The sequence below is a fragment of the Scytonema hankhaensis NUACC26 genome (genome assembly GCF_045865695.1).
Classification (GTDB): Bacteria; Cyanobacteriota; Cyanobacteriia; order Cyanobacteriales; family Nostocaceae; genus Scytonema.
This window is the reverse complement of the sequence record NZ_BAACAP010000208.1, coordinates 12,951-29,796: the sequence shown is the minus strand read 5'-3', so window position 1 is coordinate 29,796 and position 16,846 is coordinate 12,951. Positions and strand designations below refer to the sequence as shown.

12 protein-coding genes are annotated in these 16,846 nt (G+C 41.8%); 1 reads left to right on the top strand and 11 read right to left on the bottom strand.

Going from position 1 to position 16,846, the window contains the following annotated elements; genetic code table 11:
* Positions 1–26: 26 nt before the first annotated feature.
* The 11 genes from ACKTT2_RS25710 to bla form a co-directional block, all read right to left on the bottom strand.
* Positions 27–2,774, bottom strand: a complete 2,748-nt coding sequence (locus ACKTT2_RS25710) for an MHYT domain-containing protein (RefSeq protein WP_407891881.1) — start codon at positions 2,772–2,774, stop codon at positions 27–29.
* 282 nt (positions 2,775–3,056) lie between these two features.
* Positions 3,057–3,662, bottom strand: a complete 606-nt coding sequence (locus ACKTT2_RS25705; protein ID WP_407891879.1) for an OmpA family protein — start codon at positions 3,660–3,662, stop codon at positions 3,057–3,059.
* A 189-nt stretch (positions 3,663–3,851) separates the two neighbouring features.
* Complete coding sequence (locus ACKTT2_RS25700) at positions 3,852–4,625, bottom strand: ion transporter (RefSeq protein WP_407891877.1); 774 nt, start codon at positions 4,623–4,625, stop codon at positions 3,852–3,854.
* 450 nt (positions 4,626–5,075) lie between these two features.
* A complete protein-coding gene (locus ACKTT2_RS25695) occupies positions 5,076–5,423 on the bottom strand; it encodes a hypothetical protein (RefSeq protein ID WP_407891875.1) in 348 nt (115 codons plus the stop codon).
* Between the two features lie 100 nt (positions 5,424–5,523).
* Positions 5,524–6,882 (bottom strand): TrpB-like pyridoxal phosphate-dependent enzyme, encoded by a 1,359-nt coding sequence (locus tag ACKTT2_RS25690; RefSeq protein WP_407891873.1) that lies wholly within the window; start codon positions 6,880–6,882, stop codon positions 5,524–5,526.
* 63 nt (positions 6,883–6,945) lie between these two features.
* On the bottom strand, positions 6,946–7,683 hold the full coding sequence (gene radC / locus ACKTT2_RS25685; protein WP_407891871.1) for a RadC family protein: 738 nt from the start codon (positions 7,681–7,683) through the stop codon (positions 6,946–6,948).
* A gap of 147 nt (positions 7,684–7,830) precedes the next feature.
* Positions 7,831–8,766 carry a phosphoribulokinase gene (locus tag ACKTT2_RS25680; protein ID WP_407891869.1) on the bottom strand — a complete coding sequence of 312 codons (936 nt, stop codon included), beginning with the start codon at positions 8,764–8,766 and terminating at the stop codon, positions 7,831–7,833.
* Between the two features lie 349 nt (positions 8,767–9,115).
* A complete protein-coding gene (locus tag ACKTT2_RS25675) occupies positions 9,116–9,391 on the bottom strand; it encodes a hypothetical protein (protein ID WP_407891867.1) in 276 nt (91 codons plus the stop codon).
* Between the two features lie 446 nt (positions 9,392–9,837).
* Positions 9,838–11,460 (bottom strand): chemotaxis protein CheB, encoded by a 1,623-nt coding sequence (locus ACKTT2_RS25670; RefSeq protein WP_407891865.1) that lies wholly within the window; start codon positions 11,458–11,460, stop codon positions 9,838–9,840.
* A 463-nt stretch (positions 11,461–11,923) separates the two neighbouring features.
* Complete coding sequence (locus tag ACKTT2_RS25665) at positions 11,924–14,266, bottom strand: tetratricopeptide repeat protein (RefSeq protein ID WP_407891863.1); 2,343 nt, start codon at positions 14,264–14,266, stop codon at positions 11,924–11,926.
* 236 nt (positions 14,267–14,502) lie between these two features.
* Entirely contained in the window at positions 14,503–15,525 is a 1,023-nt protein-coding gene (bla, locus tag ACKTT2_RS25660; RefSeq protein WP_407891861.1) for a class A beta-lactamase, read from the bottom strand.
* An 87-nt stretch (positions 15,526–15,612) separates the two neighbouring features.
* Here bla and ACKTT2_RS25655 point away from each other — a divergent pair, with 87 nt between their 5' ends.
* Positions 15,613–16,812, top strand: a complete 1,200-nt coding sequence (locus ACKTT2_RS25655) for an FAD-dependent monooxygenase (protein WP_407891859.1) — start codon at positions 15,613–15,615, stop codon at positions 16,810–16,812.
* Positions 16,813–16,846: the final 34 nt, after the last annotated feature.

Genomic DNA, 16,846 nt, shown 5'->3' with positions numbered 1-16,846 from the left:
ATACTTTAAGAAGCACTGCGGCAATACTACCTCAAAGATGTGTTCTCTACCAGTTCTATTGCATAACCAGCTGATGCTCCAGTTTTAAATACGCTCACGGAATTTTGCAATTGCTGTGTCACATCTACAGTTTGTTCTAAAGACAAAGACACAATAGACGATGAATTAGCAGTGCGTTCTGAAGCTCGAGCAATTTCTTTCATAAGCATAGCTACAGCTTGAGAGGTTCTCGCTTGAGATACTGTTGCTTGAGAAATTGATTGAACCAATTCGTCAATTCGATGAGAAATTTCCATAATTCTTTCTAAACTTTGTTTGGTATCCTTCACGAGTTGAACGCTTTCAACAACCCGATGGGTTCCAAATTCCATCGCTTGCACCACTTCATTCGTTTCTGCTTGGATGTTTTGAGCTATAAACTCAATCTCTTGACTAGCTTGAGATGATTGCATAGCTAATTTATTGATTTCTTGAGCTACGAGCCCGAATCCCCGATCTTCATCAGGAGTCCGAGAGGCTTCAAGACTAGCATTGAGAGACAGTAAGTTTGTTTGCGTAGCAATTTGCTCGATTAAGGTGACTGCTTTGGAAATTTGTTGGGATGATTCGCCAAAATTCCTCACTTTTTCTGCTGTTTCTGTCACAGCTTCTCGCAAATCTAATATACTAGAAACTGTCAGTTCCATTGCCTGTCTTGCAGCTATAGCTGTATCTGAGGCTGCACGAGCAACTTCTGTGGCTTGGTTAGCGCTATCAGCAACGGCTTGAATAGATTGGTTCATTCGCTCGACTTCATCCAAAGTTCGCATAATTTCTTCGGCTTGTGCGAATGCTTCATCTGCTAAGTTACGAATTGCTTTGGAATTTTCTCCTACAATGTAAGTTACCTGTCGGGCTGCTTGCTTAACTCTTGTCACTGTGTCTCGCAGGCTTTCAATAATCGTATTGAAAAAATCAGCTACAATTCCGATTTCACCAGTTGCGATATCAGACCGAACTGTCAGGTCACCTTTGGCGACTTCTTCTACATCGCTAATGAATTCTAATAAATTCTGTTGGAGAATTTCTTTACTCAACTTTAATTCTTCTTCAATCCACTTACGTTGAGTGATATCAGTTTGTATACCAATGAAATTTATAATTCGTCCAGATGTATCTCGAACGGGAGAAACCGTCAGTTCATTCCAGAAGGGAGTCCCGTCTTTACGGTAATTCTGAATGACAACCTGACATTCTTGCCCCAATTGTATTGCTTTGCGGATCTGCTCGCTCGCTTTGGGGTCGGTTTCTGGACCTTGTAGAAAACGACAGTTTCGACCAATAGCCTCTTGTTGTGAATAACCTGTAATACTTTCAAAAGCAGGATTGCAAAAAATGATAGGATTGTCAGGCAGGCGCGGATCGGTAATAATTATGGCATTGCTAGCGTTGGCGATGGCGCGATCGCGGAGTTTTAAAACTTCCTGTGCTTGCTGTAGTTCCTGGAGAAGATAGGCTTGCTCTAGGGCAATACCAATTTGAGTTGCCAATTGCTGAAATAAATCGATTTCTGGTTGTTGCCAATTCCGGAATTCAGAACATTGATGACCGCATATTAAACCTAGTAATTCATTATTAGTAATAATAGGCGCAACTATATTTGACTTAATCTGGAAACCTTCTAAAATCTCTTTGTGGCAATCTGTAAAACCAGCTTCGTAAATGTTATCTGTGGCTCGAATTCGACCATTTTTATACATCTCTATATAATTTTTGCGGAATGGATCGTTTACAGTTTGCCCTAAAGTTTTTACCAAATCCGATGTTGTTGCTTCAGCAACAATCGTGCCTGTCTGGTCTGGATTAAAGCGGTAAATTACCACTCGCTCTATCATTAATGCTTGCTGAACTTCACGGACAGAAGTGTTTAAAACATCGTCAACATTTAGCGATTGCCGAATGCGGAGGGCTATTTTTGTAAAGAGTTGGGAGCGAAAAGTTTCTGCTTCTTGCCGTTCCAAGAGTTTTGCTTGTTGAGCGAGCAATTTTTGATTTACGTAAGAGGTCAAGATAGTAAAACCAAGAATAACAAGTGTCGCTATGCCGATGCTTAATGCCAGCCAGTTGAAGGAAATGTTCATATCTTTAGTAGCAACTGCACTCACAGTCTTCGTTGAGTGAAAAGAAGCAGCCGCCATTCCTGTATAGTGCATTAGAGCGATCGCACCTCCCATAACCAGCGCACTCAAAATTTTTGGCAACCTATCGCCTTTGCGAGGTCGCTTTCCTAGCTCAGAGACAATCCAGAGTGCTGCTATTGACGCACCAATTGCGATCGTAACAGAAAGTGCAAACAAGAAAGGATTGTACTGAGTCGTTGCATCTATTTCCATTGCTGCCATTCCAATGTAGTGCATAGCAGCAATACCAATACCCATTAACACCCCACCCACAAGCAATTGCTGTTTGCTGAAAGCTTGACGACTCGTCAGCAACAGCGCTTTACCACAAGCAACAATAGCAGGTAACACAGAGATGATAACAGTAGATACGTCATAGACCATTGGTATCGGCAACCGAAAAGCGAGCATACCAACAAAATGCATCGACCAGATACCAGTACCCATAACAACAGCACCGCCAATCAACCAAGTTAGCCTACCCTTTGCTCGAGTTGTTTTCACTCGCCCCGCGAAATCTAGAGCCGTATAAGAAGCAAAAACTGCTATGACAATTGAAAGTAAGACAAGGCGCGGATCGTAAGTACTATTAATGACTACATCTGCCAGAAGCATCTCAATGAACCTCAAACGAATATTTGACTGTTAACTGCTAAAGTGTTGAGCGTTAACAAAGAAAAAAGCCTGGTAGATGCACAGAAGTCCTTATACTCGTAATGATGATAGATGCAAAATATTCTACGCTCTACTGATAAAACAGTAGAATGATTGCCAATCTATAAATTTTTACTTGAAACATCTATCTCAAGAATAGATTAAACTCTATTCTTGCAAGAATGTAAAGTTTTTGATGAATTCTTAAGAAATTCTTATGGTAACAATTGGAACTATCATAGCTCATACTTGATGGTCGAGCTTCTGGATAACTATTTCAATACGATGGTTCTTTTGCCTTACAAAGGCGCGATCGGAACAATCAAATGACTGATTTGATACAATCGGTTGAGATTCACCATAACCTTGTGCAGTCACCATTGAGGCATTGAAGTCATGTTGTTTGCTTAACCACTGTTGTACGGCTACAGCCCTCCGTTTTGATAGTTCAAAATTATCCTTGCTACTACCTCTAAAATCACTGTGGCCCAAAATTTGTAACCAACTGTCCGAATACCGATTATTGACTGCTTGCTTCACTTGATTTAATATCTTCTCTGCTTTTGCAGCAATTTGATGCTTACCACACTCAAATAATAAATGAGTTGGTATCGTGATTATAGTTAAGTGCTTATTTGCCTGCACTTGAATCTGTGGCAATGTAATTTCTGACAACTTTACAACTGGATAGACATCAAGAGGAAAGCTAACAACAGGAATTTGTTGTTGAGGAAGTTCTACTGATAATGTTTGCGCTTCTTGTGCTTGGATCTGCTGATAATTGGTAAAACTCTCCTTATATTTTGTAGTCGTGGAGTGCAGAAATGTTCCAGCAACAATGCTTGCCACTATAGACACCAAGCAATTCATGAAACGAGGTGAGTACATTTATCCTGTAAATGAAATGAATTCTTTACAATTCTTGTAATCTACAATAATTTCACGAGACAAGATTAGGCTTCTACCGCAAGTCATATTAAGAATAATGCGATCGCTTATACATTTTACGGGCGCAAGACATTGCATCCCTACTAACCCTTAACGCAACTTAGTTCCACAAATCTTGCAGAATTTAGCATCCACATCGTGAAAAAGAAGACCGCAACCAGAACAAGTTGTTTCTACTTGATTGGCTGTTTTGAACAATCGCTTAATAAGATCCCCCACTTGCCAAGGAATCAGAGCAACACCAGTCAAAATCATGAATACAGTTAACAGACGCCCTAATTTAGAAATAGGAGTCACATCACCAAAACCTACCGTTGTCATAGTGACAACAGAGAAATAAAAAGCATCCAGAAAAGTCACAAAAACTTTTGGATTTACAGGATGTTCTACTTGATAAATTAATCCAGAGTATACAAAGATAATAGCAAATAGAGTAAACAATATACGTGCAAAGATCGCGCCATCTTCAGTATCAATACTAAATAAAAACTTTTTATCTATAAATCTAATTAATCTTAAAATCCGAAACCACCTTAGTAGCCGAATAAAGCTAATGTCTACCGTTCCTACAAAAACAGGTAAGATTGCCATTAAGTCAATCACTGCATAGGGACTAAAAATATACTGAATCTTATTTTCTGCACTCCAAAGACGGAGTACATATTCTACTGTGAAAACATACAATATTACGGTATCTATTACATTTAAGTTTAATCGAATAGCATCAGGAATATTGTATGTTTCTGCTACAAAAATCCCGGAGGATAGTAAAACTAAGCTAGCAATAGTAAGATTAATAGCTTTGCCTACTGGTGTTTCCAGATCTTTCAAGTAAAATGCTGTTTTTTCTCTACTCAATAACATAATTAATAAGAGAAGGCAGACTTTATTTATATATAATAGCTATCTTAAATCATTTGTAGAATTCCAGTAGGTGGGGCTATGCCATACAACAGCAAACAGTGGGTAGTGCCCACCCAACAAAGAGCGGTAATTTTAGAGCAAAAAGGGAGTAAATTTATCAGTTCGAGTATAGTCATTCACGGGAAAGTACCACAACCAATGCCCAATGCCTTATTTTCAAATTTTTGGAAAGGTAGTACCAGTTAAAAAAAAGGGCGTTGCTGATTGATAGTATAAAAATCTCATGCAAAGGCGCAAAGGCGCAAAAAACCTTAGCGTCTTAGCGACGGCAGGCACTACAACTCTGGGAACCAGAGCAACGCGCTGCCTCGTCTTTGCGTGAGGCTAAAAAATAATTCATAGGTTGGTTCAACAACGCCAAAAAAAGCTAGTACCCCTGTTACTTATGTTTTATAAATTTTCATCTTTAGAAGGTTTACGTAATATAGGTTTCAAGCTTTTAAACTTCGTTTCCAAGGCTGTCACTCTTTCTTGTGCAAGCCTTTCCCTTTCTTCTTGTTTGGCTTTTTCCTTAATTTTCAAGTATTCCTTTATATGGGTTGGTAGTTTTTGGTCAAAACCAAAATAATCTGCATACGCAATTAAATCGGCATCCGATAGTGCTCCGTAGAATTCCCGCATTTTGCTTTGAAATTTGGGATTGAGAGCGATGAGCTGACGGCGAAAACTCAGATAACCTTGCCAGTCTCTATTAATAATCGAGAGTTTCATTACTTCTAACAATTCTTGTTCAGTCATATGGCATTTTTAAGGGATTTGAGGAAATTAAACCGTTTCTTTAGTGGTACGAGTGTCCTCGCTCGTTCTCTCGTGCAATTTTCAAAGCACAACAGCTTAACTACTCAACTATAGGTAATCCAGATAGAGCCATTGCCACCTCAGAAGCGCTATATTCGGTATCAACAAGCCGTCCTGCTTTATAATCGATATAAGCTTGCATATCAAAGTGTCCGTGACCGCAAAGGTTAAACAAAATCGTCTTGCTCGCTCCAGTTGACTTACAACGCAAAGCCTCATCAATCGCTGCTTTGACTGCATGGTTAGCTTCTGGTGCTGGCAAAATTCCTTCGGCGCGTGCAAAAGTTAATCCAGCAGCAAAGCAACCGAGTTGGTATTCCGCACGTGGTTGAACTAATCCCAAGTTCACAATATGGCTGACCAGAGGAGCCATACCATGGTAGCGTAAGCCTCCGGCGTGGATACCTTCTGGTACAAATCCACTCCCCAAAGTGTGCATCTTGGTGAGTGGAGTCAGGTGGGCGGTATCGCCAAAATCATAAGCATATTTGCCACGAGTTAATGAGGGACAAGCTGCTGGTTCAACAGCTATGACTTCTATATCTCGTTCTCCTCGAAGTTTAGCACCAATAAATGGAAAGGTAATGCCAGCAAAGTTGCTACCGCCACCCGTGCAGCCGATAACAATATCGGGGTAATCTCCTGCCATTTCTAGTTGAGTCAGTGCTTCTAGCCCAGTTACAGTTTGATGTAGCAGTACGTGATTGAGAACACTGCCTAAAGCATACTTAGTGTGTTCATCAGCAGCAGCGACTTCTACAGCTTCACTAATCGCAATCCCCAAACTGCCCGTGCTATCAGGGTATTGTGCTAAAATTTTGCGTCCGGCTGCAGTTTCAACGCTTGGGCTAGCAACTACCCTTGCACCGTAGCTTTCCATTAATGCTCGGCGGTAAGGCTTTTGCTGGTAGCTAACCTTGACCATGTAAACTAAAACTTCTAGATCGAATAGCGCACCAGCAAAAGCTAGAGACGAGCCCCACTGTCCCGCTCCTGTTTCAGTTGTTAGCTTTTTTACTCCAGCTTGTTTATTATAGTAAGCCTGGGGAACCGCAGTATTCGGTTTGTGGCTTCCAGAAGGACTAACACCTTCATATTTATAGTAAATTTTTGCAGGTGTATCCAAGGCTTGTTCTAAACGACGAGCGCGATAAAGAGGAGTCGGTCGCCATTGGCAATAAATAGAGCGGACTGCATCTGGTATGTCAATCCATCTTTGTTGACTAACTTCTTGCTCAATCAGTGCTAAGGGGAACAGAGGTAATAGATCGTCTGGTGTAATTGGCTTACCAGTACCAGGATTTAAAACTGGTGGTAACTCTTGCGGCAAGTCAGCCTGGATATTATACCAAGCTGTAGGCATTTGGTTTTCACTTAGAACGTATTTAATTGTGTCCATGAGATGAGTTAATGCAAGTAAATTGGCATAGTTATGATTTTCCAATTAAAAGGTTAATTTTTCTCAATCTCCTTGGGGGCATTCTTCCCACAAAGTTGTGATCTCCCGCAAACTTTGATGAGTTCCATCACCTAAAATCAAATGATCGAGTAAAGGAACGCCCAATAAGTTTGCCCCAACGAGTAACTGACGAGTTAATTCAATATCCGCTTGACTGGGTTCAAGGTTTCCAGATGGGTGATTGTGGGCTACGATTAGTCTTGTTGCTCCTTGCCTGATCGTCTCTCTAAAAATTTCCCTAGGTGGAGCTAGGGTTTCTGTTGCAGTACCAATTGTAATCACTTGCGTTCCTAACAAACGGTTTTTCACATCCAACAGAACAACAGCAAACCTCTCCTGATTTTGCCACATTAAGTCTTGGCTGAGGGCTGCAGCCGCCACAGCTGGGCTATCAACAATCGTCTTTTCTCCAGGACGAGATAGAAATGCTCTTTTACCCAATTCAATTGCTGCCACAATGGTTGCTGCTTTCGCAGCTTTAATTCCATGAATTTGCATTAACTCGGCGGCGCTCACATCTCGCAAAATCGTTAAAGGCTCATCTTCATGCTGGTGTTTGCCCAATTCATTCAAAATGTACTGCCCTAGACCCACAGCAGAAAGTTTTCCAGCTCCTTGACCGGTACCTAGCAGAATTGCTATCAACTCGGCTGTAGCCAAAACTTTGGGACCGTATGTTAACAATCGCTCTCGCGGGCGTTCGGTCATGGGCATATCAGCAATTCTAAGGCTATAAGTCATACAAGAGAGCGGAAGATAAGAATGATACATTCACTTATTCCATGAAATCCCTTGTAAACTTTGAAACTAATTATTTTTTGAAAAAAAAATTAATATTTGCCTGTACCTCGATCCGATCGCTCACTGGTCACTGGTCACTGCTCACTGTCAATAGTGAATTTGCGTAGCCTTTAGCATATGGTAGGTAATCAGTAACTGAGTGATAGCAAGCGGGTTACTTTGAATGGTTTCTCCCGTGGTACCAGCGACTTTGCCTAATTCTGGATTCCCTTCGCGATCGCATATATTTTTCAGATGCGGCATATCAGAGCAGAGAATCTGTTCGAGTTTATTTACCTGCTCTAGAGTGGCATGACCATCAACTTCCAAAACATCCACAGGTTTACCCATGTCCCTATCCAATCCCAGGCGAATTGCAGATTCCATACCATTACCGTAGTTAATAATTTGGGTAAAATCAGGGTGTGGAATGGTAGGACGGAGTACTAGACGAACATTCAAATCCCCATTCGCTTGGTCTAACTCATCATTATACGGGTAGAAACTCACCACGATATCAGACCATTGCCTTTGCGGACGAATAAAATCTTCTGAATCTGGTTCGCGTTTTCTGAGTTCTTCAAGAACTTGTTCTTCCGTATAACCTCGCTTTTGGGTATCTCGCTTCACTTTCCATGTAGCACGCACAGACTCGGGAGGTGCAAGATATACTTTAACGTCGAAGCTGTCACGCGCAATACGAGTGGAATAACCCAATAGCCCTTCTACAATCACAAAGTTGTTTGGCTTAATATACACAGGGGGTTCAAAAGTTCCCGTTTTGTGACTGTAAACGGGCTTGAGAATTGGCTGTCCGATCCGTAATTGTGACAACTGCTGCTGCATAATATCCAGATAGTTGCAATCAGGGTGCAATGCAGTAATACCAATTTCAGCACGCTGTTTGCGATCGTATTTATGATAATCATCCGTACAAATAACCGTAACGTTCTCCGGACCGAGAACTTGAGCAATCCCCTTAGTCAATGTTGTCTTACCAGCAGCACTATCGCCAACAATACCAAGTATTATAGGACGGCTCATAATTCCCTCTCACTCTTACAGTAAAGTGTCTTTTTAAATTGTATGTTAATTTACCATTTTTGGAGAAATTAATAAAATCTGTAGAGCCACTTAATGAAAGGTAAAATGCTTGTCACCAGAAAGTTAATTTCCTCAAAATGGAACTTCTATGTGTTGTATTGACCCACATATTAATTTAGCTCGAGCATCAGTATTAACCAACTCTTTGTGTCACAGAACGTTAACAAAAATCTCTAAAAATCAAATCCTTTATACTTAATAACTTTTCGTCATATAACTTAATCATAAGAGCCATTGGGTATCGAGAATTAGAAGACTTTTAACAAATAACCAATGACAGATAATCTACTTAACAAGATTTGCGAACATAATAACAATCAAAATAATCTAGAGCCTCGCCGGTGGAGTCAAAGTTACGAACAGTATACAGTGGTGCGCCTTGTCTGTTAGATTGACGCTCCCATACCTTTAAGTAGTAGCTCTTGTTATCTGTTGTCCGCCAAATTTCATAACTGTAATCACCACCGGAACCGTTAATAGTCATTGAATCAGCGATCGCCGTAGAGGAAACAATCAATAGAGCAAATATACTAAAAAAAGCAAATTTGATTTTGCGAGATATCATTGGTAGATCTTAGAAAGAACACTTAATTGATAACCTTTTTAGGGAGCGAAAGGGTAAAGCGATCGTTCTCCAAAAGTAAAGAGATCTTATTATCTTGATAAATCTAAATAAGAAATTACTAATAATTATCGTAATATTACTGAATTTCAAACATATGTAATTCTGAGTATGGTCACGCCACAAACTTTGTGCTGACGTCCATCGGCTTTAGTGCGCTACTCATTATTAAGAGTGTAGTCAAACAAGAGAGACAGTCGAACCCAAACAACTTTCCAACATTCTAACTCGGTAAAATGATTCCGAGCAAAGTCATCAGGAGCTACTTATCTTATGAATGCAAATTATCAGAATTTACTTATTCTTACAGCAGCCATCATCGGTACATTTCTGGGTTCACTTTTATTGGATTGCTGGTGGCGGGAACGTATTTGGAGCGGGAGAGAGGCTCAAGTCACTAGGTTTAACAAGCTTGAAGCAATCTCGTTAACTGGGAGGACAAAATCTACAGTTCCGGTGGCAATAGCAGCGCTAGGCATATCGAAAAAGTCACTAGTACTCTCATCAGAAGTTATTACTTTACCGCCCATCTGATGAATTGCCTGTACTCCCAAAGCCCCATCGTTGCCTGTACCACTGAGGATTACGGCGTAAGCCCGCTGTTTGAAAGTAGCTGCCACTGACTGAAACAGCAAGTCGGCAGAAGGGCGGTCAAAATTCACGAATGTCGCCTGCGAAAGGCAGAAGGTACTGTTTGGAGTGACGAAGAGGTGTTCGTTTGGGGGAGCAAAGTAAATAATAGACGGTTGTAATGGCTCTCCTTCTTGTGCAAGCTTGAGTGGCAAAGCTACTGAGTAGCTGAGAGCGTCCGCTATTAAGCTAGAGTTGGATTGGCTGTCCAAGTGCTGTACTATGATGATGGCTGCCGGAAAGTTCAGTGGTAAGGCAACTAGGATCTCACTTAAGGAGCTTATCCCACCGTCACCTGCTACCAGTACCACCACTTTGTCGGCAACTAGCTCTTGTTGCGTCTCCTTATTAGGTACTGGGTTAGTTGTGGTTTCAGTAACCTTAGCAGGCAATTGACCCATGAACAGTGCTTGCCGGATGAGGTCAGAGCGCTGTTGCGCCTCAATAGCCTGCGCTTCAAAAAGCTTTGCTGACTGGGTGCGGTTACTGGAGCGAGCATTGGCAGCCATGTTTAACATCAGCTCGGCTCGCTCTTCTAAAGAACGAATTGCTGCCCACAGTGCCTCCTCTTGGACTTGAGCCTGCGCCGCCTGCAAATTAGCTGCTGAGAAGCTGTGACCCACGCGGCAGCGGAACTGGAGGAAATTTCTTTCCTGGAGTTGGAACAGGCTACCGCCGCAATCTGGACAACTTAAGTTCGCGCTTTTCCCAATCTGTTTGTTGCTCCGTAAACCTACCCCATCGAGTTCCACAATGTCGGGTTCCATTTCCAGTTCGCTCTCGTTAGACATATTCAAAGATCCTTGTGTTGTTATTGGTTCATAAGCTAGGTGTACTAAAACAGGAGCTATTGACACCAGTGGCAGGATACGATCGACGTCTACGTGTTGGATGGCACTGTTGGGCATTCCGGAAAACAGGGCATCATCGGGATTTTGAACGACTGCTACACCGCCAAGTTTTTTCACGTCTATAAGTCCTGCAGTTCCGTCATCAAGCGCCCCCGACAACACCACACCAACCACTCGGCTTTTGTACGCTTTTGCTGCTGTGCGAAACAAGGGATCGACCGCCGGACGGCAGCGATTTTCCTTAGGACCCATCACTAGGCGGATATAGCCGCGTTTAACTAGCAAGTGGTAGTCCGGCGGTGCTACGTAGATACGCCCGTGCTCAATAGGCTCACCGTCTTTTGCATGAGCCACAGGTAATAAACTACGGCGCTTGAGGATATCTGGTAAGAAGCTCTTATGTTGCGCTGAAACGTGAACGACGATGAAGATTGCAGCTGGCAAGTCACTAGGCAAAAGGGCTACCAGTTTCGTCAGCGCTTCTACGCCGCCGGCTGAGGCTCCAACAACGATGATATCGTGACCGAGCATTTACCTTTCCTTGTATAATAGTGTTGGAATTGGAACTGACTCTGTAGTATCCCAAGCAGAATTTGTCTTGCTGCTTTCACTAAAATAACTACTACTATCACATCTAACTTCTAGCTAAAGAATATATAAATATTAAGTTTAAAAGTATCTTTAAATACAAATTTAACGAGGCAATGGGTTGAATTTAACGAGCGCTGCAATTATTTTAGGAATAAAATATGGGATTTCCAAGAAATAAATTATTCATCTTGTGGGACCTAGAGCAGCGCCCCTATCTCCTATCGGAGACGCACTCGCGAACCATGCGGGGGTTTCCCCCGTTGAGGCGACTGCGGAGCGTCCTCGCCCGTTCTATACAGGTAGCGGGCGAGACGCCCGCACCACAAGAGAGCACTTTAAAAGACTTGTGTGTACACCGTAGCTTTTTAAGGGGAGTCAGCGCTCCTGGAGGGTTAGCCCTCATTTAAATTTCTGCCTCTGACTCCGAAGCTTGGTAAAGCTTATTCGCTATTTGTGCATCTACGATCGCACCTTGCCGATCTCCCAAATGATGGCGGGCTTTACCACGAAGTTCATAAGCTTCGGGTTGTTTTGAATCAATTTTTAGAGCAGAGTTTGCATCGGCGATCGCTGCTTTGTAATCTTTTAACTGTAGGTAAACCTGTCCCCGTTCCAGATAAGACAAAGAATTGTTAGGATTTAACTTGATAACTGTGCTATAATCAGTAATAGCACCTTTGTAATTGCCTGACAAATTACGTGCTTGCGCCCTTCTACGGTAAGTTCGACTATCATTAGGATTTAAGCCTAAAATCCAATCGTAATCTTGAATGGCATTCTTGTAATTTCGCAAACGTAGATGAAAACTAGCCCGAGTGAGACGATGGGGAACATTATTGGGGTTTAGCTGCACAATCCGGTCATAATCTGCAACGGCTCCTTTATCATCGCCCAAGGCGAGACGTAGTTGTGCTCGTCTAATATAAGCATGAGTGTTCTTAGAATTTAAACGCAACGCTTCAGTTGCACGCTCAATTTCTTCTTTTCTGACCTCAACTGCACGTTTTCTAATTGTTTCGGGTGTTTCAAATAGAGAAACTGCCACCCTAAACCAATTGGGCGAGATTGCACTCAAACTTCCAGCAATCCCCCCAAGTAAGCTACCACAATAAACAAGGGAAAGAAGAAAAACTGTTGTCCACTTAGTATAAGATTCATAGTGACGCTCAATTAGATTTTTTACCAATACATACCTCTTACTAAAAGGCAAATCTCCATAACCCAGGTGCTTTAACTTATTGAAAATAGAATGCAAAAGGCTTTCTTGGTTGAGGGGTTTTTCTTGTTTTAGTTCTTTTTGTACCTGAGAGTTAACTTTTGCAGTTCTAAAGTTCGACGGAATGTTAAAAAGAACCACCAGAACTAATAATAAAAATCCTGGTTGAGATATGGCTATCAATCCCAAAATAACTGTACCAAAAATCTTAAACAGAACATCAGTATAAGGAAATCGAGAAAACAGCAATAAATTAGCAATTTGACCTCCATCTAAAGGATAGACAGGAAGTAAATTAAATAAATTCAAACCAATCAACATCCAAGCAGTTTCTGTTACCCAACCAGAGTAACCACCGTTGCGACAAGCGATCGCCAATCCTACACCAAGAATTAATCCTGGTAACGGACCTGCTAGGGAAACCCAAAATTTTTCAGCGAGTGTAGCATCATCTTTACGAGCGGTAGCGACTGCACCTAAAAAAGGTAGAAATAACATAGATGTGTCTTGATAGCCAAAAAGTTTCATGGCTAACAAGTGTCCACCTTCATGAAACAGCAGAACTGCTACAAAAATGATTAAGCTTTGAACTGCAAACAACTTCGTATAACTAGCAATAAACAAACACAAACTTCCCAATAGCAACCAAGTCCGTAATTTACCTCCTAAGAGCCCTTTTTGCTGGAACTCCATCCATTGGAATTGTTCCACTTCCAGTTCTACAGGGATTTCGATTGGAAGAGTCCCATTTGTTTTAGCATGTTGCTTGCGCTGTGCGACCAATCCTGATGCCTTATTAGCACCCTGTACGGTCTTTTTTGTCATTTTTAAAGCAACTAGCCAATGCAATCGAAATAAATCGGAATCCTGAGTAGGTAAGATTTCTTTTTTCTTCAGCAAACAGTCAACGTAATTCTTGACGTATTTTTGAAGAGCTTTAGCAAAAATTTCAGGTGCTAAACTCCAAGGTTGTACCTTAGCAGCTAACTGATTTAATTTATTTTCATGAGCTTGCCATTGAATAGTAGTTTGAGTTGTATATGCATCTTGAATAATGGCATTAGGAGTATCGCCAAAAACACTGTACCCTTTACCATTCATAGTTACAAGTAGGCTTTCATCTCGGAAGAAGGTGAAAAACTCTATATCAAATAGATTAATGGTTTCAGCTGGACGACGAATGCTAACTATAGCATAGGTTTTATACGCTTTGTGATAGAGTAAAAGCTCGCAAGTTGTAGGAGGATCGAGCCTAACCATTGGTTGAACCAGTAAATAACTACATGGTTGAAACCCAAATTCCTTTAATTCTTTTATTGAAGCCTGAAATAGCTGTTTGCGGTATGTTGGTACTGTGTTAGCGTTTTCAAGCTGGTATTTTGGGTATTGGAGCCTTGACTTACGAAGTTGTAAAAAGGTGATAAAGTACGTAAGAACAATCAGCAGGACGTAGATCGCGATCGGGTAGAGCAAGTATTGCATAGCAACCTGAGAGGTTAAACTATACTCAGTGTTCCCAAATTTCAGCATAAAATATCCAGTGCCTGTAAAATTGGGAACAGGATAGAAAAGCTTTGTCCATACGAAGTTGTACAGAAATAGCGATCGCCGTCCAAGAATATTATATACTGATAATATTTAGAGAACAATTTGTCTGGCGGATATCTCCAAAAAAACATGAACTGTCTCGCGATATAAACTCCATTAACTACCAGAGAACCAGACAACAATAAAAGTGTCCGCCAGACAGGAACGAAAAGACTTTCTTACTCTACTGCTTTGACAACTGCCGATGCAACATCAGACATCACTTTTTCGCGAGCTTCTATAGGAGCTTTTGAACCAGCTACAAATACAGCGATCGCAACTCGTTTTCCATTGAGCGAACTCACAATACCAACATCATTTGTAGCAGTACCTGTTCCAACAACATCGGGACCAGTACCAGTCTTATGTGCAATAGACCAATTATTAGGTATTCCTGCTTTCAGACGCTTTGCTCCTGTTGGGGAATCAGTCATAATTTTGAGTAATAAAGCAGTCGATTTTTGAGACAATAACTGATTGGATTGTAACTTAGCCAAAAGGTCAACTATACCTTCAGGAGTGGCAGTATCGCGAGGATCTACAAGATACTTTTCCAAAGCAGATTTTTTAACGCTATCGGGAATCTTTTGTACGGCTTCAGACCATTTTTTTTCATCAGCTAACTCTGGACGAAAATTTGTCAGCCCCACACAATCAGGCTGTAATTGCCGCTCCAACCTATCTACACGGACATCGTGAATTTTCAGCCCACTTAAAATCGCGTTAACTTGTCTAGTTCCACCCACCAACCGCACCAGAACATCAGCAGCCGTATTATCACTAATACCAACAGAACGTTCGAGAAGATTTTGAACCGTAAATTGTTGACTGTTACCCTTAAACTCCCGACTCATCGGACTCCATGGTGGCGAAAGTTCTTGACGAGTGACAGTTATAGGTTGGTTGAGTGCAAGCTTACCGTCATCCACCCGCTTTAAAACTGCGATCGCGATGGGAAGTTTGTACACACTTTGCATAGGGAAACGCTGCTTGCCATTACGAAACCAACTTTTACCAGTCTTCAAATCTAAAACCCCAATCCCAACACTACCTCGAGCAGCCGAGACATCAACACTGTTTAACAGAGCCGCGTTCATCTGTGCTGTAGTCAAAGATTCCCGTGCTAGAAGTGGTAACGACACAGACACCAGCAACACCACTGCCAACGAAAGCAAAAAACGACGTACAAAAACTGAACTCATCCCAAAAAAATCTATCTTCATCAGCGTGCATCCGCTACAGAGTGCGGTTCCATTAAAATAGTACAAGCTAAAGTTCAATAACTTAATATGAATCAAGTTGTCATTGTTGGAGCAGGACCAACTGGTGCAACACTAGCACTCCTCCTAGTCAAACGAGGCATATCAGTCAAACTCATTGAAGCATCGCGTAATTTCCAAAGAGTATTTCGCGGTGAAGGACTGATGCCCAGTGGACTAGATGCCCTAGAACAGATGGAATTACTACCCGTGCTAGAATCCATTCCCCATCGCCCCCTAGACGCTTGGGAATTCTCCATCAACAACCGAACCTTATTTCGAGTGAACGAACCATTAGAACCAGGTAGTAAACCTTGCACCCTCGTTTCACAGCCCGCCCTCCTCGAAAAATTAATTCATCTTGCCAGCACCTATCCCAATTTTGAATTCGTGCAAGGTACAACCGTCAGAGATTTACACTGGAATGACAAACGGGTTTCTGGTGTAAAACTAGGTGACGATCGCTCGTTTTCTGCCGATTTAGTCATTGGGACAGATGGTCGTAATTCCATTGTTCGGAATTGTGCCAAATTAGATCTAGAGCAACAATCTCAAAGCTTTGACATTCTGTGGTTTAAATTAGCAGATAGCCCCCGCTTTAAAACTGAAAATATTTTTTATTCAATTCTTAAAGACACGAATGCATTTGGTTTGTTCCACTCCTCAGAAGGCAATCTCCAAGTAGGCTGGGCGCTACGCGAACGAGATTCCCTAGACTGGAAACACATCGATTGGTCTGTTAAGCTTGCTTCCGCATCACCCCCATGGTTAGCAGAGCATTTTCTGCAAAATGCTCAAACTATTGAACGTCCCGTGTTATTATCCGTTGTCGTTGGGCGCTGTCCGCGCTGGTATGCACCAGGATTATTACTTTTAGGAGACGCCGCACATCCCATGTCACCTATCCGCGCCCAAGGTATTAATACGGCATTACGAGATGTTATTGTTACAGCAAATCATCTCGTTCCCCTGTTGCATTCAGGAGCCGGATATGAAGCAATTGATGCAGCACTGCCACAGATTCAAGCCGAGCGAGAACCAGAGATTGTTAGAGCACAGAAACTTCAAGCTGAGGAAGCACATCTTGCGGAACGACTAGGAAAAAGTGCCTTCCTGAGATGGGGAGCGAGTCAGTTTGCTCCTTTAATTCGCCATCCCGTGCGACAGTCTTGGCTCAAGCGACAGCGCGAGTTGCGTCAAGGCATTAAGCAGGTAAAATTAACTATTTGAAAGAGTTAAAGGATGTCCAAGAAATAAATTATCC